Source organism: Streptomyces sp. NPDC028722 (genome assembly GCF_040637655.1).
Lineage (GTDB): Bacteria > Actinomycetota > Actinomycetes > Streptomycetales > Streptomycetaceae > Streptomyces.
This window is the reverse complement of the sequence record NZ_JBEZWU010000031.1, coordinates 68,213-90,252: the sequence shown is the minus strand read 5'-3', so window position 1 is coordinate 90,252 and position 22,040 is coordinate 68,213. Positions and strand designations below refer to the sequence as shown.

At 74.1% G+C, this 22,040-nt stretch carries 3 protein-coding genes (1 of these 3 cut by a window edge); all 3 read right to left on the bottom strand.

Features of this window, described 5'->3' with window-relative positions; all coding sequences use genetic code 11:
* Nucleotides 1-175: 175 nt before the first annotated feature.
* Nucleotides 176-1,657 (bottom strand): amino acid permease, encoded by a 1,482-nt coding sequence (locus AB0F03_RS32510; RefSeq protein ID WP_361998635.1) that lies wholly within the window; start codon nucleotides 1,655-1,657, stop codon nucleotides 176-178.
* Nucleotides 1,658-2,028: 371 nt separating this feature from the next.
* On the bottom strand, nucleotides 2,029-2,673 hold the full coding sequence (locus AB0F03_RS32505) for a type VII secretion system-associated protein (RefSeq protein ID WP_361998632.1): 645 nt from the start codon (nucleotides 2,671-2,673) through the stop codon (nucleotides 2,029-2,031).
* Nucleotides 2,670-22,040: the final stretch of a hypothetical protein gene (locus AB0F03_RS32500; RefSeq protein WP_361998629.1), read on the bottom strand. The gene runs 37,035 nt beyond the window's last position; the window shows 19,371 of its 56,406 coding nt (coding positions 37,036-56,406); its start codon lies off the right edge, out of view; the stop codon is at nucleotides 2,670-2,672. Before AB0F03_RS32500 ends, AB0F03_RS32505 begins: the two co-directional genes overlap by 4 nt.

The following is a 22,040-nucleotide window of genomic DNA, read 5'->3' as shown; positions in this document are numbered from 1 at the left end:
TTCTCTCCGCTCACTGCGAAGCGGATGGTCAGGGAATTCGGGGAGAACGCGGGTCTGGGAAGAGCTCGTCCGCGGTCGACGGCAACGATGTGCGCCATCAGGAAATTAGCCGCCCTCGGCGGGGTCACCGGTTTCACCGATCGGCCTTTTGCCCCTTCGGACGGCGAGCCGGCCCTTAAGGCCGCGCGCCCTCGGCCGCCGTGTCGGCCGCCACCCTTGCGGGGCCGGTCCTGCGCACCACGAACCAGCCGCCGACCAGGGCGCCGACGAGCAGGGGGAGGCACTCGACGGTGGTGCGGGAGACACCGCCGTCCTGCCACATCAGCAGCACGATGGAGGCGAGGAAGACCAGGGTGACCACCTGGGTGTACGGGGCCCAGGGCAGCCGGTAGGCGGGCCGGACGGCCGTGCCGTCCTGCGCGCGCTTCCAGAACAGCAGCGAACAGATCATGATCATGCCCCAGGTGCCGATGACCCCGAACGAGGCGAAGTTGATGACGAGTTCGAACGCGGTCCCCGGCATCACGTAGTTGAGGACGACACCGAGGACCCCGAAGCCGGCCGTCAGCAGGATGCCGCCGTAGGGCACTCCGCTCTTGCTCATCACGCCCGTGAACCGGGGTGCGGAGCCGGACAGGGACATTGAGCGCAGGATGCGGCCGGTCGAGTACAGGCCGGAGTTGAGGCTGGAGAGGGCGGCCGTGAGGACGACGAGGTTCATGACGTCGGCCGCGCCCGGGACGCCGAGCTTGGTGAAGACCGTGACGAAGGGGCTCTCGCCGGCGGCGTAGACCGAGGACGGCAGCAGCAGCGAGAGCAGGACGACGGAGCCCACGTAGAAGAGGGCGACCCGCCACATGATGGAGTTGACGGCCTTCGGGATGATTTTCTCGGGGTGCTCGGTCTCGCCGGCGGCGATGCCACACAGCTCGACGCCCGCGTAGGCGAAGACGACCCCCTGGATCAGCAGCAGCATGGGCATCCAGCCGTGGGGGAAGAGACCGCCGTTGTCGCCGACGGTGGCGAGTCCCGAAGTGTGGCCGTCGACAGGGTGCCCGGTGACCACCAGGAAGACGCCGACGACCAGGAAGACGACGAGCGCCGAGACCTTGACGACGGCGAACCAGAACTCCATCTCGCCGAAGTACTTCACGGAGATCAGGTTGGCCGTCAGTACGACGGCCAGGGCGACCAGGGCGAGCACCCACTGGGGGATGTCGGAGAAGGCGGCCCAGAAGTGGGCGTAGGTGGCGACCGCCGTGATGTCGGCGATGGCCGTGGTCGACCAGTTGATGAAGTAGAGCCAGCCGGCCGTGTACGCGCCCTTCTCCCCCATGAACTCGCGCGAGTACGACACGAACGCGCCGGAGGAGGGCCGGTGGAGCACGAGTTCGCCCAGCGCCCGCACGACGAGGAAGGCGAAGACGCCGCACAGGGCGTAGGCGATGGCGAGGGACGGGCCCGCACTGTGCATGCGGCCACCGGCGCCGAGGAAGAGGCCCGTTCCGATGGCGCCGCCCACGGCGATCATGTTGACGTGCCGTGACTTCAGGTCCTTGTGGTAGCCGGCGTCACCCGCGTCGACGTGGGTGGTGCCGCCGGGCGTCGCCGCGGCAGCGGATCGCGGAAGATCCGTCGCGGCCGTGCGTTCGTTCATGCTGGTTGCTCACCTTCGGAGTGTCCGCACTGTGCGGGAGCCGGGGACCGCGCGGGAGGGAACCGGCGGGCGGCACGGGACCACCCGCTTGGCCGGTCCATGACATGCGGCCGACGCCAGGGCTTCGGTACCGGGGCGAGCCGCCGACGGCGCGCCGCGCGCACCGGGAAGGGCCCCTGGCCGTACCGCTCGGAGCAGTCTGGGGGCGGAGGGCCCCCGGCCGCCCGGTCCGGCGCCGTGGGATGTCCGAGGGGACAGCGGGCTTACCCGAAGGGGACGGATGGTTACCGGCGGGTGTCGAACGGTGGACTCGGCGTCCGCGACTGTGCTGCCGGACGGACGCGTCGAGCCCGCGCCCGTCCCGCCCGGGATCAGTCCGCGGGCCGCTCCCCCGCCACAGCCCGTCTGAGCGCGTCGGTCTCCAGCAGCAGACTGGCCGCGCCGCTCGGGTTGACGAGCAGGCGCTGGTCCGGCTCCAGGAGGTCCAGCAGCAGGGTGACCGGCACGGCGTCGTAGGCCAACCGCCCGAGAGCGTCGAGTTGCGCGGCGGAGGTGTGGACGGGGATGACGGGGACGCCGTCCGGAGTGGAGGCCAGCAGCGGCCGTCCGTCGGGATCGACCGGTACCGCCACCTCGGCCTCCGCCAGGCGTCGCGTCACCTCCTCGGCCGGCCCGTAACCGGTGACCGCGAGCTGGATGGCCTCGTCGACCTCGTCGGTCGGCGGCGGCCAGCCGCGGGCCGAGGGAGAAGGCCGGTACTCCTCGTTCTCCCGCCATTCGACGATCTCGCCCGCCGCGTCCGAACGCCACTGGCCCCGCACCGCCCAGGTCGGCGGCGGCCCGTCACCGGACCACGCCGGGTCCACCATGCCCAGCCAGTGATCGGGCGCCCGCCGTGCGGCGGCGCGCAGCTCGGGCGGTATCTCGGGGGCGTCGCGCAGGCCGTCGGCGTCCGGGGCGGCATCCCGCGCCACCGCGCCGGCCCCCGTCCGGGCGGCATCAGCGTTCGTCGTCATCGCTCTCCTCGGTGTCGGTCGTCGTCGTGGCCCCGGTGACGGCTCCGGGAGCGATGCCTGGTGCCGGTCCGGGGACGCTGGTGCGCGGGCTGTTCCGGGCGCGCGGGCTGTTCCGGGCGCCGGGGAGGTACCGGCGCGGGCGCGGCGGTGTCCGGCCTGGGGTGGAAGACCAGCCACTCGCCACGGTCATCGGGACTCACGGGGGCGAGCTGCAATCCGGTCTCGACGGGGGCCGTGGGCGCGTAGACGACACGGCCGGTCTCGTCCGCCAGCAGTTGGGCCACGTTCCGCCCGGGCTGCGCCGTTTCGCCGCCGGTCCAGCAGGCGGCCAGCACGATCGGGACGGGGGACGGCAGCCGGCTCAGACTGGGCCGGCGCTTCAGGAACCTGCCGAGGTTCGTCCCGTCCACCTGGATGTCCCCGGACCCGGTGTGCAGGAGCACACGGTCCGGCAGTCCATGGGCCATGAAGAAGTACGGGGTCACGCCCTGCGCCTGTTGTGTCCACGGCAGCGGCCGGCGCGAGTCGGGCCGCGTCACGTGCTCGCCGTCGACGGTGTCCCACACCCGGGAGGCCGTTCTGGTCCCGAGCCGGCGGGCCCGCTCCCCGTACTTGGTCAGGGCCCACTGCCCGGGCGCCAGGGAGGCCCGGCCGAGTGGCCTGTGCTGCTCGTCCTGGATCGTGTGGTGGACGATGTCCGCGCCGGCGAGCGGCCGGCCGTCCAGTGAGGTCAGCCGCGCGGCCCGCGGCGGCACCACACGCGCGCGCTCCTCGGCCGAGACGGCGCCGAGATCGTCGGGCAGGCTGCGCAGCCACCGCCCGGACGACTCCCCCTCGCCCACCACGGTGATCCGCGTGGCGGTGCCGTCCGGCGCGGGGCGCAGTTCCAGTTCCCCGCTGTGCGCCCACACGGCACGGCCCGTGCGGGCCGCCACCAGACGCGGCAGCTCCAGGCCGCCCGCGCCGCCGCGCGACATCAGCAGCACGACCGGCACGTCGGCGGGCAGCGCCCGCACCTGCGGGAGCGACGCCAGATGGTCCGCGAACTCCGCCGGACGCATCGCGTCGCCTCCCTCCGCCGTACGCACCAGAACGGCTCCGTAGGCGGTGTCGGCCACCACGAGGTACGGCGCCGGCGCCGACACGGAGACCGAGTACCACGGCGGTCGCTCCGGCCGGTGGGCCCCGGCCTCCCCCGGGCCGGTGGGTCCGGGGACGTAGGTCGTCCACACCTCGGGCGGCGCCGTCTCGTCCAGGCGGCGCACTCCGCCGGGACGGAAGTCCAGGCCGAGGTCCGCGCGGGTGTTCCGGCGGGAGACGATCGGCACCGCGTCCGGCACCGGGACCGTCCGCTCGGCCGTGTCCAGGGGGCGGGCGTCGGCGGGCCTGAAGTCCAGCCCCAGGGCGCCGCCGGTGCCCGCGTCCGCCACGATCGGCACCGCGTCCGGCACCGGAACGCTGCGCTGCCACGGCACCTGGGTCGGCCGCTCGGCCACGGCCGGCCCGGCGTCTCGCGTCTGCGGCAGTCCCTGGCCGTCGCGCCCATCGGAGGACAGGACGGCGAACTCGTCCCCCAGCGTCGCGCCGGCTGCCGCCGGCCCATCTGTCCCGCTCGTCCCTGCAACGACGGGGTCCGCCCAGCCGTGCGGCAGCCCCGGCGCCGTGTCGGTGGCCCCTCGGCCGTCGCCCGCCACGGCCCTGTCCCCCAGCGTCCAGACGACCTGCTGCTTCGCGGAGTCCCAGGTGCCCGTCATCCGGCTGATGTAGTCGTAGACCGCGACGATCGCCTCGGCGCTGATGGCGCCGGTGTACGCCACCTCCTTCTCGTGCGGGAAGTCGGGTATGCGCCCTGTCGCGGCGAGCGTGGCGTTGATGTCCACTCCCGTCGGGTCGGGATCGGCGGACGCCGCGATCTCGTAGCGGTACTGCCTCCCCCGATACCTCGCCTTGCGATCGCGGGTGGTGGAGACGTACGGCCCCTTCGGGTTGTAGTTCGCCCATTCCTCCAGAGGCACCTGGACCGTGGGGTCGTCGGCGCGGAACCCTTCGGCGAAGACCACTTCCGGCGGCTTGGCCGAGAAACGCCACACCGTCTCACCGGGCAGGCTCTCCACGACGGTGTCGCGGTCGTCGGGATGCACCATCGCGTAGTCCACCGCAGGTGCGGCGTCGGTGTCTCGTGCCTGCGCCGGGCCGACGGACGGGTGCGAAGCCACCGGCAGGCCCCGGTCGTCGACGACATGTCCGCCGGGTTCCCAGTCGACCGTCCGCCGCTCCTCGTGCCAGGCGCCGGTGCGGTCGAGCGTCCTGTCGTACACGCCCAGCACCGCCGCGGCCGGGATCCCTCCGGTGACCGCGGCCCGCTCGAGGGAGACGCCCCGCGCGTCCTCGATCCGCGTCGCGTCGAGGCGGTAGCGGTAGCGGCCGACCCCCTCCCGCAGCGGGTCCCCGGTCGTGGCGTCGGACCGCAGCCCGGCGCGGAACACCTCCTGGGGCGGGTGGTCCGAGAAGTGCCAGCGGATCTCGGGAGCGTGGGACGGGCCGTCTCCCCGGTGCGCGTAGGGCGCGAACACCTCGGCGATCTGCCGCAGGTGGTCCGGCGTGAGGACGAGCGGGGACGCGGCGGCGCCTCCCTTGATGGTCCCCATCAGACTCGTCCGGCCCTCGGGCACGTTCTGCGCCGCGCGTCCGCCCGGCGTGAGCAGCACCCTCGGATCGGCTGTGTCGTCGAGGACGCCGAGACCGTGGACGACCTCGTGTACGTAGGCCGCGGGATGCACCCCGGTGAACCACACCCCCTGCACCATGGCCCGATGCCCCGGCACTCCCCGCCGGACGGTGACGACGGCATGCGCGGCCCCGGGCGTAGCGGTGAACTTCACCTCGGCCCGCAGCCGGGGCCCCGGGCGCACCGGTCCGGCCACTCGGTCCGGCTGGAGATCGGGCAAACGGTACGCCGGGGCATTGACCAACTGCTCCAGGGTCCGCGTCAGGGCCCGTCGCAGACCGGCCAGCTCCTGATCCGTCACCCCGTCGGCCGGAACCAGGTGCAGTCGCCGCGTCAGCAGCAGCACCTCGTCGCCGGCCGGGCCGGCGCCGTACCGGATCCAGTCGTACCCGACCTCGGTGCGCTCGCCCGACCCCGCGGGCCTGCTCACCTCGGGCCGTTCACCCGGTCGGCCGGTCGTGAACCGGAACGCTCCCGCCGCCTCCTGCCCGTCCTGCCCCAGCCGGGACCGGAAGGGCAGCCACCGCTCGCTACCGACCTCTCCCCGGCCCACGACCGGTCCGAACGACACCGGGCCGGTCCCGGCAGCGGCACGGGTCGTCACCGTCCTCGTTCCGTTCGCCGGCAGCCCTGGACCGACGTCGGCGGACCGCAGGCCGGTACCCGCCGCGGCAGCGTCCCCGGACGTCCAGACGATCTGCCCGGCCCCGGCGTCCCATGTCCCGGTCTGGCGGTAGCTGTAGTCGTAGACCCTGACGACCGCGCGCGGACCGATGCTGCCGGTGAACGCGACCTCCTGTTCCGCCTCGCGGTACTCCGGGATGCCCTCCGTCTTCAGCAGCGTGGCGTTGACGTCCACTCCGGTCGGGTCTGCGCCGAGCGCCGCCGCGATCTCGTAGCGGAACCGCCTGCCCATGTACCGGATGGTGCGGTCGCGGGTCGTGGACACGTAGGAGGCCGTCGGGTTGTCCTCCACCCAGTGCCTCAGTCGTACCAGGGCCTCGGGGTCGTCGGCCCGGAAACCGGTGAGGAACACCGTCTCCGGCCGTTTGTCCGAGAAGCGCCACACCGTCTCGCCGGGCCGGCTCTCCACGATGTCGTTCCGGTCGGCCGGGTGCACCAGGGAGTAGTCCACCGCCGGGTTCGCGTCCGTGCCGGTCGTTCCCTCGGGCAGCACCTCGGCGGCCTGGGTGTACTCCCCCGGCTGCCAGACGACCTGCCTGCCGTCCCACAGGCCGGACCGGTTGAGAACGCCGTCGTAGACCAGGGCCACGGCGTCCGGACTGATGCTCCCCGTGAACGCGACCTCCTGCTCATCGGGATGGCTGGCGGTCAGGCCCCGCCTCGCCAGGGTGGCGAGGACGTCCACGCCGGTCGGGTCGGGATTGTCCGCCGGCACGATCTCGTACCGGTAACGCTTCCCGTCGAACCACAGGATGGAGTTGCGGGTGGTGGACACGTAGGGGGCGGCCGGGTTCATCGCGGTCCACTGCGGCAGCGACACCGGGGCCCAGGTGGCGTCCGCCTCGAACCCCTCGGTGAAGACCTCCTCGGGCCGCCTGTCGGAGAAGCGCCACAGGATTTCGTCGCGGTCGCTCTCGACCACGTGGTCACGGTCGTCGGGGTGGACCATGGAGTAGTCCACCGCCGGAGCGCCGTCCGCGTTGGCCTGCCCGGCCGTTCCGGCGGCTTCGTCGTCCGAGGAGTCGTCCGGGTCCGCGTTGGCGACCCTGAGCGTGACGGGCGGTACCGCGTCGCTCAGCATGCCGGGGCTCCAGTCGACCCGCTGCGTCACGGGGTCCCACGTTCCGCTGCGGTCCAACCTGCCGTCGTAGACGATGGTGATCGCCTCCGCGCTGACGCCGTGGGTGAAGGCGACCTCTTCCTCCTCCTCGTAGTCGGGCGTCACCCCCTGCCGCTCCAGGCTGGCAGTGATGTCGACTCCGGTCGGGTCGTGGTTGGCCGCCGCGAATATCTCGTACCGGTACCGCTTGTCCCGGAACCACAGGTTGTGGTTGCGCGTTGTCGACACGAACGGGGCGGGCGGGTTCAGGAAAGTCCATTCCTCCAGGGTGAGGATGCGCTGGGGGTCTTCCGCAGCGAACCCGTGAGTGAACACGCGTTCGGGTTCGGAGTCCGAGAAACGCCACAGGATCTCGTGAGGACCGCTCTCGACCACATAGGTGACATCCGTCGGGTGGATGACGGAGTAGTCCACCGCCGGAGCCACGTCCGGGTTCTCCGGTGCCGGGCGCACGACGCCGGGCGGGTCCAGGTGCAGCGGTACGAGGCCGGGCAGGGCGTAGAGACGGTGGACGTCACCGTTCAGTGCCCGCTCCTCCTCCGGGGTGGTGGCGTCGGCCAGGTAGGCGCCCCGCATGACCTCGAACAGCGAGTGGTCCTGGCCGGGCAGCATCCAGCCGAGCAGCGCGCGACGGAAGCCGGCGCCGGTGGCGTCTGCCACGTTCAGCCACTGGTGGGCCCGCAGCAGGCGCAGCGCGCTGCCCGAGACACCGGCGACCAGCGGCATCCCGTGCTCGCCGTGCCACTCGCGGTACCAGGACGACTCCTCGTCCAGGTCGAAGTAGGAGGTCCCCTCGACCCAGCTCAGCGGCAGCTCGGGGCCCTGCTCGCCGTCCCGGGTCAGGTCGCCCTTCCGCGGGTGCGCGGCGGTCACCGGGGTGCGCACCACGGCGACGACGCGCTCGACCGGGCCGGTGGCCCCGGCTGCCCGCGGCACGTCGTGCTCCTCCCCCACCTGGACGGCGGGGACGGACCGGCGCCGCACCTCCACCGTCAGCACGTCGGGACGGGCCAGTATGCCGTCGAGCACGGGCTCCCCGGAGAGTGCGTCGAACTCCAGGGAGCCGAGCGGGATCTCCTCGGTGTCGAACCCGACCAGCGACAGGGGGCGTTCGTACCGCGCCAGGAACGTGCGCTCCCGGTCGCTCAGCGGGGCGCCCAGATAGGTGTAGTCGCTGGGTGTCCTCTTGCGCTCGCCGGTCGCGCGCTGCTCCTGGGTCCGGACGACACGTGCGGCCTGGCTGTGCACCACCTCCATCGGGTCCTTCAGCGAGTCGCCGTCGGTCCGGTAGGCGGCCAGGCTGCCGAGCGCGAACGGGTCCGCCACGGAGAAGAGGTGCGCCTGCGATGCCGTCGCCGGGTCCTCGGCCGTGCGCCGCTCCAGCTCCTCCCTCGGACCGCCGTGCAGGAAGGTCGCGTACGCCTCCAGCGCCGCCGCGTCCAGGCCGAGCCGGGCGGCCTCGGCCATGCCCGCCCCGGACAGCGGTCCGGAGTCCGCGGCGGTGGGCGGGGCCAGTACGGACTTCAACACGCCCGTCAGGCTCGGGACGGTGTCGTCGTTCTCGAACAGCGCCTTGCGGCCCACCGCATTGAGGAACGCGGTCATCAGTTCCCGCACGTTGCCGTCGGCCAGCAGTCCGTCGAGCCGCTCTCGGCTGGACGCGCCGGCGTCCGCCGGACCGACCTGGCCCGAGCTGGTCGGGTCCGTGGTGAAGAAAGAGGCGGCCACGGCCTCCTCGCCGTGCTCCGGGTAGGCCGCGCGCAGGAGGTCCCACAGCCGGACCACGGCCGCGCGGGCGGCGGCCAGCGCCTCCGGGCTCGCGTGGTGGTAGGCGCCGACGGCTCGCTCGAACGTCGTACGCGCCCGGTGGACGTCGGTGAGTGCGGGCGCGGACGCGGCCGGTACGGCGGCGTCACCGCGGGCCGCCGTGTCCGCGCCGTCCGCCGGCACGGCCCGCGACGGCTCCTCGGTGAAGCCCAGCAGGTGGGGCAGGTCGGCGCCGAGGGCGAGCCGGGGGAAGCGGGCGGCGTCGGGGCCCAGGGCCTGGATTTCCTGCGGCGGGTCGAGGAGGGTGCCGCGCGCGTCCAGGTCGATCGACGCCACCAGGCCGGTCAGCCGTGGCGGCTCCGGGAGCGGGCGGGCGGTGTCGCCGTGGTCGGACCAGGTGATCAGGCCCCGGTCGTTGACGGCCAACAGTTGGCCGCCGGAACCGGCGAGGTGGCGCTCCGGCACCACGAGTGACCGGGCGCCGGGGCCGGCGGCCAGCAGGAGGTCCTCCAGGGCCGCCACCGCCCCGGCCCCGGGACGGAGGCGGAAGGCCAGGCCGATTCGTTCGCGGTCCTGTGCGGTGAGCGCGCGCGGCGCGGCCGGTTCGCCCTCCGGCGCGGTTTCGCTGGCCACGTCCTGCGGGGCCCGGTCGTCGGCCGGCAGGTGCGGGGTGAGGAGTGCTTCGGTGCGCGCCAGGATCTCGCTCAGCCGGGCGGCCGTGCCGTCCTCGGCGTCGCGGGCAGCGTGGGCCAGGCGGCGCAGTGCGTCCAGGGCCTGCCGGGCGTCGTCGGCCGCGCCGGCCGGGTGGCCCGCGTCCAGCCGTTCCGCCGCGTCCCAGGCCCGGTACAGCAGGTCGGGCAGATCGGGGTGGAGGGGCTCCAGGCGGCGTTCGGCCTCGGTGCGGACCGCGGGGTCGAGGGTGCCGCCGGGCTGCCAGGACGCCAGGTGGAGCGCGCCCAGTGCGGCCGGGTCGAGTTCCAGCTCCGCGACCGCGCGGCGGGACACCGGGGTGAGCAGTCCGGCGGCCTCGGCGCGCTCGGTGGTCAGCGTGCCGTCCGCCTCCTGGGTCCGGGGGTCGAACGGGTGGACGCGGCCGAAGGGTTCGGCCCAGCGGCTGACGGTCCGGCCGTCCGGTGCGGTGACGTCGACGCGGACCGGCAGGTCCAGCTCGTGGGCGAGGTCTCGGGCCAGGTGGTCCGTGGACAGCGCGGTGAACGTCAGCAGCAGCGGCAGCCGGGCCGGGCCGGGGAGGAATCCCTCGCGGGTGGTGAGTACGTCGCGGACCCGGTTGACTTCTCTGATCACGGCATCGACGGAGACATCGGCGTCGCCGGCGTCGAGCAGGCGCTGGTACCGCGTCAGGCTCTCGGGGGCCGGGATCTCGGTCCCGGGGTTCGCCGAGCGGGCGGCGGCCAGGTCGGCGCGGAGGGTGTCCACCGCCCAGCGCAGGGCGGTGCGGTGGGCGCGGGCGTCCAGGGCCGTGCGGTCCAGGCGGAGCGCCACCGCGTCGAGCGGGCCGGCGGCCATGTCCCGCACGCGGCGGGCCACCGTCTGGTGCAGCCGGGCCGCGGACATGCCCGGCTCGTCCGCGGCCTGCTCCATCAGCGCGCCGAGGTCGACGGCGTGGGCGCTGTCCAGGGCCGCCCAGCGGGCGGTGTCCAGGGCCGACGGGGCGGGGGCCGCCTTCAGGCGGGCCAGCAGTTCCTCGACCTCGGCCTGGAACAGCTCCGCGTACACGTCCCCGGTGAACGGGTCGCTGTGCAGGGTGTCGCCCTCGGTGGTCGACGGACCCAGCAGGTTCCGCGTGTACCGCTGGGCCACCAGCCGGTAGCGCCCGCGCAGCCGCACCAGGTGGACCGGGCCCTGCTGCTTGATGTGCTGCTCGCGCCGGTAGTTCTCGGTGCCCGCGCCGGCCAGGTTGCTGCCGGTGTTCCAGGACGCCGACGCGCCGCCCGACCCGGTGTACGGCGGATAGGCGTGGCCGTCCGCGGTCCGGGCCGGGCCGTGCGGGGCCAGGACGCCCGACGCGGAGGTGCCCGCGCTCGCGGAGGGGCGCCAGCGGTCGTTGCTCGCGCTGACCGTCGTACCGCTCTGGTGCTTGGTGTAGCGGCCGGTGCCGGTGCCGTGGACCGGGCCCAGGACCTCCAGGTCGAACAGGTCGCCCTCCAGGTACAGCCTGGCCCGCCGTGCGGAGTGGCCCGGCACGAAGAGGGTGTCGGTGAGCAGGTGGCGTCCGCCGGCCGTCGCCAGGAGCAGGTGGCCGCGGCTCATCATCTGCCGGACGCTGAGGCTGGTGCGTACCCGCGCGCCGTCCGCGTCGGGGCCGAAGACCATGGTCATCAGCTTCAGGGCGGCCGGGAGCGCGTCGTCCAGGAGGACGCCGGTGAGGTACGCGTCGCCGGGCAGCGGAGGCAGCGGCCGCAGGTCGCGGTCGGCCTTCGGTCCGTTGAGCGGGTGGAACTCGGACAGTCCGCGCGGCACTTGGAGGTCGAGGACGCCGGAGACGCTGGTGGTGCCGGTGGTGGAGCGCGCGGTGGACAGGCTGCGGTAGAGCCCGGTCAGCCAGTTGTTCAGCGGCCGGCCCGCCATGTCGAGGCGCTGGACCTTGACGGTGAGCAGCTGGCGGAAGCGGACGACGCGGGTGCCGTCCTTCCACGCGTACGCGGTCTCTTCCGTGGTGCCCGTCTCGGCCCGGGTGACGCCCCGGTGGGCGCCCTGGCCGACGCCGATCCCGGCGCTGTGGGACGTGTGCGTCTCACCGGCGCCGAGCCGGCCGGCGGTGACGGCCTGGGATGTGTCCCGGGAGGTGCTGACCGCGGTGCTGGTGTAGCCGTGCCCGTAGTTCTCCAGACCGGTCGCGGGCCGGAAGTCGAGCACCTCCGGCCCGGATTCGAGGGTGGTGGTCAGGTTGATCGCGACGACATCGGACAGCAGCCAGCCGATGGGGTTGACCAGGTAGAACGTGTGGCCGTGGGACGAGAGCAGATCCTCCAGCATCGCCGCGTCGCGGCCCTCCGCCAGCAGCGACTGGAGCATGTTCACCGCTCCCTGGAGCCGGCCGACCCGGCGCCCGGCGCCCGTCCACAGTTCCGGCCGGGAGGCCAGCAGTCCGGGCGCGACCCGGTCCACCTGCTCGCGCACGATGTCGTAGGTCGAGCGGCCGTCGTCGTAGCCGAACGCGTGCACCCCGCTGTGGCCGAGGAGCCGGCCGCCGCGGTCCTGGCGGGTCAGGTACTCCGGGAACCCGACGTCGGGGAAACGGTGCGTGGATTCCGTCAGTTGGTGCCCGAAGCGGCGGGCGAACGCGGACCGGGTCCGGGCGTCCAGCACCGGCAGGGCGCCGCTCCCGTGCAGCCGGGCCAGCAGGGCGGCCAGGTTCTCGCGGCTCGCCGCCAGCCCTTCGGGAGCCTCGGGGGCGTCCACCACCCAGCGCAGCAGCAGGCCGGCGACCGTGTTGCCGCTGAGCCTGACTTCTCCGTCGTGCCAGCGGTTCATGACGTCGACGAGCTGCTGGTCGGAGACCGGCAGGACGTCCTTGGCGTACTGCTCCAGCGCGTCCGGCTCGGACAGCAGGTACAGGGCGGTGCGGCCGGTGACCTGCTGCCGGTCCGACCGGTACGTGTCCGGCAGCAGCTTCGAGGTCTTCTCCAGGCGGCTGCGGACCTCGAAGTCCACCTCGGTGCGGTACGCGTACGCCCGGTTGAAGTCGAGCTGGATCAGCTCCTTGGCGCCGGTGCGGCCCTGGCTGGAGGAGGAGTTCCACTGCCAGTTCCGGGAGGCGCCGGCCTCGCCCTGGACGGACGCGTCGCCCACCGCGCCGCCGACGGTGACGCCGGCCTGCGTCCAGGCCACGCCGGCGGAGGACGTGTCGGTGCCGTTGGTCTGGGTCATCCACAGCCGGATCACGCCCAGGACGAACTTGTCCGGGGTGGCCCCGGCGAACTGGGAGCGGCCCATGCGCCCACGCACGTCGACCGCGCCGAAGGTGTCGCGGAAACCGGTGTCGAAGAACTGGTCGGTGGTGTAGCGCCCGTTCAGGATCTCCTTCAGGTGCGCCCGCACCTGGATGGTGCTGGTGAAGGAGGTGATCTCCTGGTCGGCATGGCCCTGCGGGCCGGTCAGTTCGCCCAGCACCGTCGTGGCCGCGTCGTGCAGGCCGGTGGCGTCGACGTGGTAGATCACCGCCCGGTCGAGCACCGCGGCGGGCGTGCGGGGCACCGAGGTCGTGCCGGGGTGGTCGAGACCGCCGAGCGGCGGCAGGTAGGCGATGGTCCGCTGCCGGGAGAGCGTGATCGGCCGCGGGTCGCGCGCGCCCGGCCGGAGCCGGCCCCGCAGGCCGCTGTGCTGGAGTTCCAGGGTGGCGGTGAGGTCGACGTACAGCGCGTGCTTGTGGACGGTGCCGGGGTACTCCAGCAGTTCGGGGCGGTTGTTGAGGAAGGAGACGCCGTCGGCGGCGCCCACCGAGCGCCGTACGTCGAATCCGGTGACCGCTCCCCTGGGCTGGCTGGTCATGGCCTTGACCCGGAAGCTGAGCCCGACCGACGTGCTGCCGCCGGTGGACTGGCCGGCGGTGTCCATGCCCATCGCGAGGTTGACCACGGCCATCTCGTCGGTGGCGCCGAGGTACTCCGGCGCGGTGTCCGGCGACGCGGACGCGCGGAGGGTGATCTTCACGGCGTCCAGGTCGAAGTCGGTGCCGAGGGTGCCACGGCGCCGGTACAGGGTGATGACCAGGCCGGACTGGTGCAGCTGATCGAAGTGCGACTCCAGTCCGCGCAAGGAGACCCACTTGTTCAGCTTCTCCAGGTTCTCCAGCAGGCTGTCCAGCCCGTCGGCGTGCGTCCACCAGCGGTCGGCGCCCAGCGGCGACGCCTCGTCGGCGGGCAGGAAGCCGAGCCGGACGAGCTCCCGGTACAGGGCCTCCCGCAGCTCCCGCACGGTGCCCTCGTCGAACTCGACGATGCCCATGCCGATGCCGCGGCCCTCGGCGACGTGCGGCGGGACGTCCACGTGCTCGTCCGGGCGCCGGACGGCGCCCCGGATCCGGTTGGGCTCGTACGGCACCGTCCGCGCCGGCGCCGGGACGGCTGCCGTCGCCTCGACGGGCGCGGTCGCCTCACCGTGCGTCGCGGCCGGTGCGGCCGGGCCGTCCGCCGGCAGCGCCTCGTGGTCCACGGGGAAGCCGTACCGGAACGCCTCGGGTTCCGGCATCCGCACCAGGCCCTGGCCGGACACGTCCGGCGTCCTGACCCCTTCCGCGCCGCGCACCGCCACCACGGCGCTGTGGGTGAACTCCAGCCGGTACGCGGCCGTGTGCCCGGTGAAGCGCGGCACCACGACCCACAGGCCGGTACGGCCGGCGCTGATGCCGTCGGAGTTGGACCACGTCATCGCCAGCCCGGCGCTGACGCCCAGGCCGACGTCGGGCCGCTGGAACGGCACCGGGGCCAGGTCGAGTTCGGCCCACGGCAGGCTGACCGTGGTGGAGTTGCCGATCGTGTGACCGCCGCTGGTGCCGTCGATCGCCGTCCTGACGTTCTCGATCGGGGCCTGGTCGCTGGTGGCCCCGACCCGGGTGCCGCGCGACTGCCGCACGGTGTGCACCCGGACGGTCGCGACCGGCCTGCCGTGCCGGTCGTGCAGGGCGAAGACATAGCCGTGCGGGTCGCCGACGGCCGCGTCCAGGTGGGAGTCGAGGTTCCACAGCTTCTGGAGCAGCTCGTCGCGCGGCACGCTGCCGACCGGCAGCTCAAGGCCCTGCTGGTGCGCGGCGGCGACGATCCGGTCGAACAGGGCGGGCAGACCGGTGAGCCCGGACGCGTAGTACACCGCGGGCAGGCGGTGCTCCAGACCGCCGGTTCCCGTCGCGACGACCTGCTCGGGCGCCCGCTGGAGATAGTGCTCCGGCACGTAGAGCAGCAGCCTGCTGTCGTCCTCGGCCGTGACCTCCACCGGGGGCACGTCCTCCCAGCGGCGGCGGGCCTCGGTGCGGACGCGCACCGTCCAGTGCGGCCGGTAGGCGACCATCGCGGAGTCGACGTTGGCCAGCTCCACATGGCCGCCCTCGGCGTCTCCCACCCGGCTCGTGGACCTGCCGGAGGCGTTGGCCGTACCGGAGACGCCCGCGCCGACCCGCGCGACCTCCAGCACGCCGGGGCCGAGGCCGATGCCGTACGACACCGAGATCCCGGCGCGGGCGGCGCCGGTCGGGCCCGAGTGGCCCTCCACATGCGCGCCGGTCAGGTACGAGGCGTTGATCGCCTGGTTGGCGTGGAACGGCTCGGCAGCGGTGTCGCGGGCGGGCACCAGGCCGAGCGGACCGGACGGCACGCCGGTCGCGGTCGCGCCGGTTTCCGCGGGCTCCGGTTCCTCGGGGATGGTCGCCAGCCGTGCGGAGCCGTCGTACGCCCCGGCCGGTTCGCGCACCGCCCGCGGGTCCCGCGGGTCGAGCGTGATCAGCGCCTCGGCGCCGCCCAGCGGGACGAGCAGGCCCGCGTCGGCGAAGCCGCCCTCGCCCGGCACCAGGTAGCGGTAGTTGCTGAGCAGGCGCTGCGGCAGCTGGTCCCAGACGGCGTCCGGGACGCTCCGTCCCGTCCGCCCGACGAGGGTCCGCAGGGTCCGTACGACCTCGGGGACGTGGGGCAGTCCGGCGCGCGGGATGCCGATCGTCCGGGCCGCGGGCTGCACGTCGAGCGGCTCGCCGAGCGACAGGCCGCGGGGGACGCCGGTGGGCCGGGGGGCCGGGAAGAGGTGGGGCAGGGCCTGCTCCAGCCCGCCGTCCAGGTGGCCGTCGCGGTCCAGCGGGAGCATCGCGTACAGACCGCCGGGCACGTCGATGGTCAGCGCCCGGCGGGCGCCCTTCTCCAGCTGGGCGACCACCCTCACGTGGAACCGGTAGTGCCGGTACCTGCGGGTGGCCTCCCGGTTCACCTCATGGGTGCCGCCCGCCTCGAAGCCCTCCTTCTGGCCGGTGTGCACGCCGTACACGTCGAAGGCCACCCGGTCGAAGACGCGGTGCCCGTCCGCCATGCCGCCCGCCTCGGGGCCGACGGAGAGCACGCCGCCGCGGGAGCTGCTCTGTTCGCTCTTGGGGCTGGTGTGGTCCTGCTGGTACCGGCGGGCCTTGAACTCGACGCCCTCGACCGGGCCGACCACCTCGGCCGCGGTCAGCTCGAAGCCGACCGTGACGGTGCGGTCGCCGACCGGCACCTGGTAGCGGTGTTTCAGCAGCTCGGGGACGTTGGCCCGGAGCATCGTGGTCGAGGTGTGGTGGTCGTAGGTGAAGCCGGCCGCGGTGAGGGGCTCCAGGCCGGGCACCTCCCACGCGCCCTCGCGGGTCAGGTCGGGCGCCCGCACCGGAGTGTGCGCCGCGACCTTGGCCCACCGCTGGGTGGCGTGCGCGGCCGGCACGTCCCACGGGTGGATGTAGTCGGTCAGGGCGTCGGGCAGGGCCGTGGACCGGTCCGCGACCGGAGACGTCCACGAAGGCGTCCCCTCCGGCCGCACCGGTGCGACGACCGGCGGCACCGGCTGTTCGGCGGGGAGCGTCAGGTGCGACGGGACGAGCAGCCGTACGTCGCCGGTGACCGGCGGCCGGTCGCCGAGGCCGTCGTCCTGCCAGGTCCACACCCGCACCGGATCGGTCCGGCGGGCCGCGTCCCGCCCGCGCGCCAGCGCCCCCACGCGCAGCGCCGCGTCCCGCACGGCCTGCGCCGGCACGGAGAGCGCGGCGGGCGGCTCGGTGGTCGCGCCCATCCGGATGCGGAAGGTCAGCCGGTGCTCGAACTCCTCGGAGCCCTCCCGGGTGTTGGCCCGCGCGATGTCGACGACCTGACGGGCGGTCTCGTGCGACCGCCCCCGGCTCATCCCGTACGTCGCCTCGATCTCGGTGCCCCCGTGGGCGTCGTGGTCGCCGATGCGGGTGCGGGCGCTGACGCCGGCGCCGGCGTGGAAGGAACGCTCGCTGCCGGTCTTCTCCTCGGTGACCCCTTCGGAGCGCAGGGTGAGCTTGACCTTCGGGCGCGGCCGGTGGGCGTGCGGCGCCTCCAGGTCGGCGGTCACCATGACCCACACGTACCGGGTGCTGCCGAAGGGGCCGCTGACCGGCAGCCAGCGGGCGACACCGGTACCGGTCAGGGCCGTGTACTGGTTGCGGAGCGAGTCGGTGGAGAACGCGGAGCCCAGCGCCGACAGCAGGTGCTCGCGCGCCGAACCGCTCCTGCCCAGCACGCCGCGGGCGTCCAGCCGCGCCACGATCGTCGTCAGCACGTCGTCGGCGCGCAGCCGCTCCACGTGCGCGGCGCCGGGCAGGGGGCGGCCGAGCAGGTGGGTACGGGCCAGCACGCCGGACAGGGACGGTGCGGATTCCATCGGTGCGGTCGGAGCAGGGCCGGTCTCCGGCTGTGCGATCCGCGAAGGCCCGGCCTGCGGCCCGTCGTCCGGCACGGTCCGTGCGCCGTCCCCGGCCGTCCCGGCGGAGGCGGTGCCGGAGACGGGAGCCGGTGCCGCGGTGCGCGGCGGCAGCAGGTCCGGGACGCGGCGCTCGGGCACCAGCATCTCCAGCCCGTGCTCGACGCGCAGATAGCGGACGGACTCCTCCCGCTTGCTGCCCTTGGAGCGCGTCACGGTCACCATGAAGACCGGGGACGCCTCGATGACGTGCGTCTGCTCCCGGTACGTGGCACGGCTGATCTCCACCGAGCCCCGCAGCCGTTCCTTGCCGCGTCCCCACGCCCAGCGCACCCCGGCCTGGGCCAGCGCGACGGCCCGCAGTCCCGTTCCGCCCTGCCGGTGGCCTCCGTGGGCGGGAAGCTCCGCTCCGCCGTCCTGCCGGGCCAGAACCGACGCGCCCTCGTCGTGCGAGCTGCCGCCCGCCAGGGCGCCGACGCCGATCTGCGGTCCCACGTTGGCGTTCAGGCCCGCCTGCCATTCCGTCTTCTGCGCGCGGGCGTACCGGTCGGTCGACTGAGCGTAGTGCTCGATCTCCGTGTCGCCCGCGGTCCTGCCCAGGTCCCTGGCCGAGAACGCGCGCACCTTCAGCCGTACCTCGTAGCGCCAGCCGTTGCGCTTGGGCAGCACGGCGCGGTACCCGTCCGGGCCGGTCAGCGCACCGAGGCGGGCGGCGAGCGCCGCGGAGTCGGTCAGCTGCGACAGTTCCTGGGGCCAGTTGGCGGAGTCGGCCAGCCACCCGTCGGGCAGTCCGGCGAGGCGGGCGTAACCGGAGGCCACCAGGTGCGTCAGCTGCGGCATGGCGAGGAAGGCGGGGAACACGGCGTCGGTGCCGCCCCGCGTGAAGTCGACCTCCTGCCGCGTGGTGGTAGGCCAGGTACGCAGGTACGTCGTCCGGCCCACCTCGGCGGCCCGGACCGGGTCGCGCGGCTCGGCGGGCACGCTCTGCCGGGGCACGGCGATCGTGGTGGTGAGGTACGGCCGTTCGATCCACCAGCGCTCGACCCGGTGCCGCCGGTCCGGGTGCTCCGGGCTCAGTGACAGCTCGTAGACCGTGCGGTAGACGTGCTCGTCGACCTCGCCTTCGGTCTCGGTGCGGTAGTAGGCGGTGTTGGCCCCGGTGAACTGCTCCTCCTGGGACCGCCCGAACCCGCCGCGGGCCGTCATGCCGCCGATCCGCAGGCGGGTCGAACCGCCGAGCGGCACCAGCACGCCACCGCCCCCGCCGGCCTGGGCGCTCCACTCGGTGCCCCGCCGGCCCAGCACCGTCTCGGTGCGGGCGGCGCGGGCGTTGACGATCATCGGGTAGCTGCGCCCGGCCTTGCCGTCGAGCAGGATCGCCTTGACCGACGCTCGGTAGCGCTCCCGGCCCACGGTCACCATGTGCACGGTCTCTTCCAGCGGCAGCTTGCCCTCCAGTGCGGGCCGGCTGAAGTACAGGTTGAGCTGGGCCTCGACCGCCGTCCAGTCGGCGGAGCGCCGCACCGAGGGCGGGACCATCTGCCGCAGCGCCCAGCTCAGCTGGTCCTGGACGACCTCCGAGCCCGCCATGTCCAGGGGCATGGCGAAACCGAGGCCGCGCCGCGCGGCCAGGGCCGGCGGCTCGGCGGGGACCGGCTCGGACTCGCCCGCGGCGTCCGTGCTCCGCCGGCCTGCCGCGTCCGGGGCCCGCCAGTAGGCGGGGTCCAGGGCCCGCGGGGGCTCCATCGACCGCAGCGGCGCGGTGCCGGACAGCCGCAGCAGTTCCCGTACCGGAGCGGAGGTCTCCACCGGTTCGGACCGGTCCGCGGACGCGTCGGGCTCCAGCCCGGGGGTGTGTACGGCGCCGAGCACCCGCCGCTCGAAGCCGGCCGCGCCCTGCCCGTCGTGCCACGGCAGCCCGATCTCCGCCTCGGACAGCTCGGACACCGCACCGATACGCGGGTGGGTCGGGGAGTCGACGGTGACCGTGATCCGCAGCCGGGCCCGGTACCTGGCCTGGGTCTCGCGGAAGTTGAGGACGGTGTGGCCCAGGGTCTGCGAGGTGACGGACAGACCGCTGCCCGTGCCGCGGTCGAACCCGACGCCGAACATCGGCAGCAGGCCCTTGGCCGCCGGACCGGGGGCGCCGTCGGAGAGGGGCAGCGCGAAGCCGGCCGCGTTGTAGCCGAAGGCCAGGCCGGCGGATCCGCTGCCCGACCGGCCGAGGCCCAGTGCCGTGCCGCCGCCGAGGTCCTCGCGGATCTGGACCTTGTCGGTGGTCCCGGCGAACTCCAGGGCGTCGATCTGGGCCAGCACCCGGAGACGGCCGCGGAACGACCGCCGTCCGGCCGAGCCCGGTACCTGGATCTCGCCGGAGATGTCGCCGTTGGTCATCCACCACCGGCCGCGCGTGCGGGCGGCCCGCTCGCTGAGCATCTCCCGCGCGTGGGTCATGAAATGCTCGGCCGTGGTGGCGTCCATCCCGGCCTCGTGCAGCCGGCGGTGCAGCGCCGCCACCAGCGGTCCCGTGTCGACGGCGTTGAGCACGACCCGGTCAGGGCCCAGCCGGGCCTCGCCGGGCGGCAGGGCCCGGGCGGGTTCGCTCAGGGGAGGACGCGGGGCGTCGGCGCCGGTGTACTCGGCCGGGAACTCGACCCGCAGACCGCGGTCGTGGACGTCGGCGGGCCGGTGTGCGACACCGTTCACGAAGATCTCGACCCGCAGCCCGGCCAGGAACGGCTTGTTCCTGGCGATGAACATCGTCCGTCCCGAGATGACGTTGCGCCGCCGGGTCTCGGAGCGCCGGGCGGCCGACTCGGCCCGCACCTGCGGCAGACCGAGGATCATCGAGGAGGCCACCGCGGAGGCGGTGCTGAAGCCGAGCAGCAGGGCCGAGTCCGCGCCGAGCGTGCGCTCCCGGTGGCGTTCCCCGCTGCCGCCGGTGGTGGCGAACCGGACGCTGTACTCGCGTACGGCCGACTCCCGCCCCTCCGCCGGACGCAGATCCGCCAGGAGCGGGCGCAGCCACACCAGCCGGCCGTGGGAGGCCAGCGTCACGCCGTGGGTCAGGTGGTCCTCCCAGGCGTGCCGGTCGGTGGTGGCCAGCATGGTGTGCAGCGCGTTCTCGACGTCACGGGCCAGGTTCCGGTCCTGGTCCGGCAGTCCGTCGGCGACCGTCCGGGCCCAGGCGCGGGCGCCCGCGTCGTCGAAGGTCCCGGCGTCGCTCACGGAAGCGTGCCCGAGCGGGCCGTGGTCCAGGTACCAGGGGTGCTCGGGGCGCGGCTGGAGGGCTTCGGCGACGGCGGTGGGCGGGACGGGGGACGCCTCTGCGGGGACGGGGGCCGGCTGCGCGGCGAGGGGGCGGAAGCCGCGCGGCAAGCCGTCGGAATGGTCCTCGTCGGAGCTGTCGGCGTGGTCGGCGCCGCCAGGCGCCCCGAAGGACATCTCGCCGAAGTCCTCGTCCTCGAAGACCTCTTCGAGGTACGGCACCCGGGGCACGTGGACCGTGACCGTGGCACGTCGCAGCAGGGCCGCCCGGTCCTGGCCGGTGGCCAGGTCGTCCCCGGACAGGTCCTGGCCGCGGGAGACGGCGACGACCACGACGGGCTCCCGTTCCCCCGTGCCCTCCCGGCCGAGCGCGGCGACGCGCCGGGCGAGGGACGTACGCAGCAGCGCGGCGACCGTCTCGGCACGGCGGCGGCCGGTGTCCAGGCCGAGTCCGTCGGCATCCGTCCCCGACGCGTAACCGGTCACGGTGACCACCGGTCGCAGCAGCGGCTCAGCGAACCCCGGTACGGCGTCGGGCGCGACACGAGCGGCCAGCCCCTCGATGACCGGAACCTGGTCGGCCGGCACCTCGCTGGAGCCTTCCGCGAACACCACGGTGGCGGCTACGGCGGACCGGGGCCGGAACGTGCGGTAGTCGCCCGCGGCCGAGCCGTAGGCGGTCGTCACGTAGGGCCGGGGCGAACCGTGCTCGGCGATTCCGCTGAGATCCACCTCTCCGGTGGGCGCGTACACCGTCGTGCCGAGGTGATCGGCCACCTGCTGGGCGAGACCGTCGTCGTGGGCGCCCACCTCGCAGGCGACCAGCACCACACCTGCGTCGGGGTGCCGCGCCCTCAACTCGCGCAGACTGGGCCGGCGCCGCAGCATGGCGGCCACCTCGGGACCGAAGAGGGGCCGCTGCCGGCCCGTCGCGTCCTCGACGGCGAGGTAGGCCGCCTCGGCGTGCGACGACACGAAGTAGTGACCGGCCCCGGACCACGGCGCGGGCTGCTGGACGAACGGGTCGTACGACTGCCGCTGCTGCATGAAGACACCGGTCGTGGCCGGGTCGTACTGCGCCCAGGCACGCGAGCGGTCCGCCCATTCGGCCACCCCGAAGTAGGCGCGCCCGACGACGGTGCCCGCGTCGGAGACGATCCGGTGGGACAGGGGCTCGTCGCCGTCCGCCGGCGCGGCGTTGAGCAGCCGCGGGTCGGGGCGGCGGTATCCGTACCCGTACTCAAGGTCCTGGTCGTACCCGGACTCGTACTCGTCCTCGTCCTCGTCCGGTGCGGGCCGTGGCGGCGGGGCGGGGGTGCGGGGCACGTGGAGGGTGACCGTGGCGCGATGCAGCAGGGCAGCCGGGTCCTGGGCTGCCGCGAGGTCGTCGTC

Excerpts from the sequence above, each read along its gene's own strand:
- AB0F03_RS32510 (WP_361998635.1), bottom strand. The coding sequence starts at position 1,657 with ATGAACGAACGCACGGCCGCGACGGATCTTCCGCGATCCGCTGCCGCG.
- AB0F03_RS32505 (WP_361998632.1), bottom strand. The coding sequence starts at position 2,673 with ATGACGACGAACGCTGATGCCGCCCGGACGGGGGCCGGCGCGGTGGCG.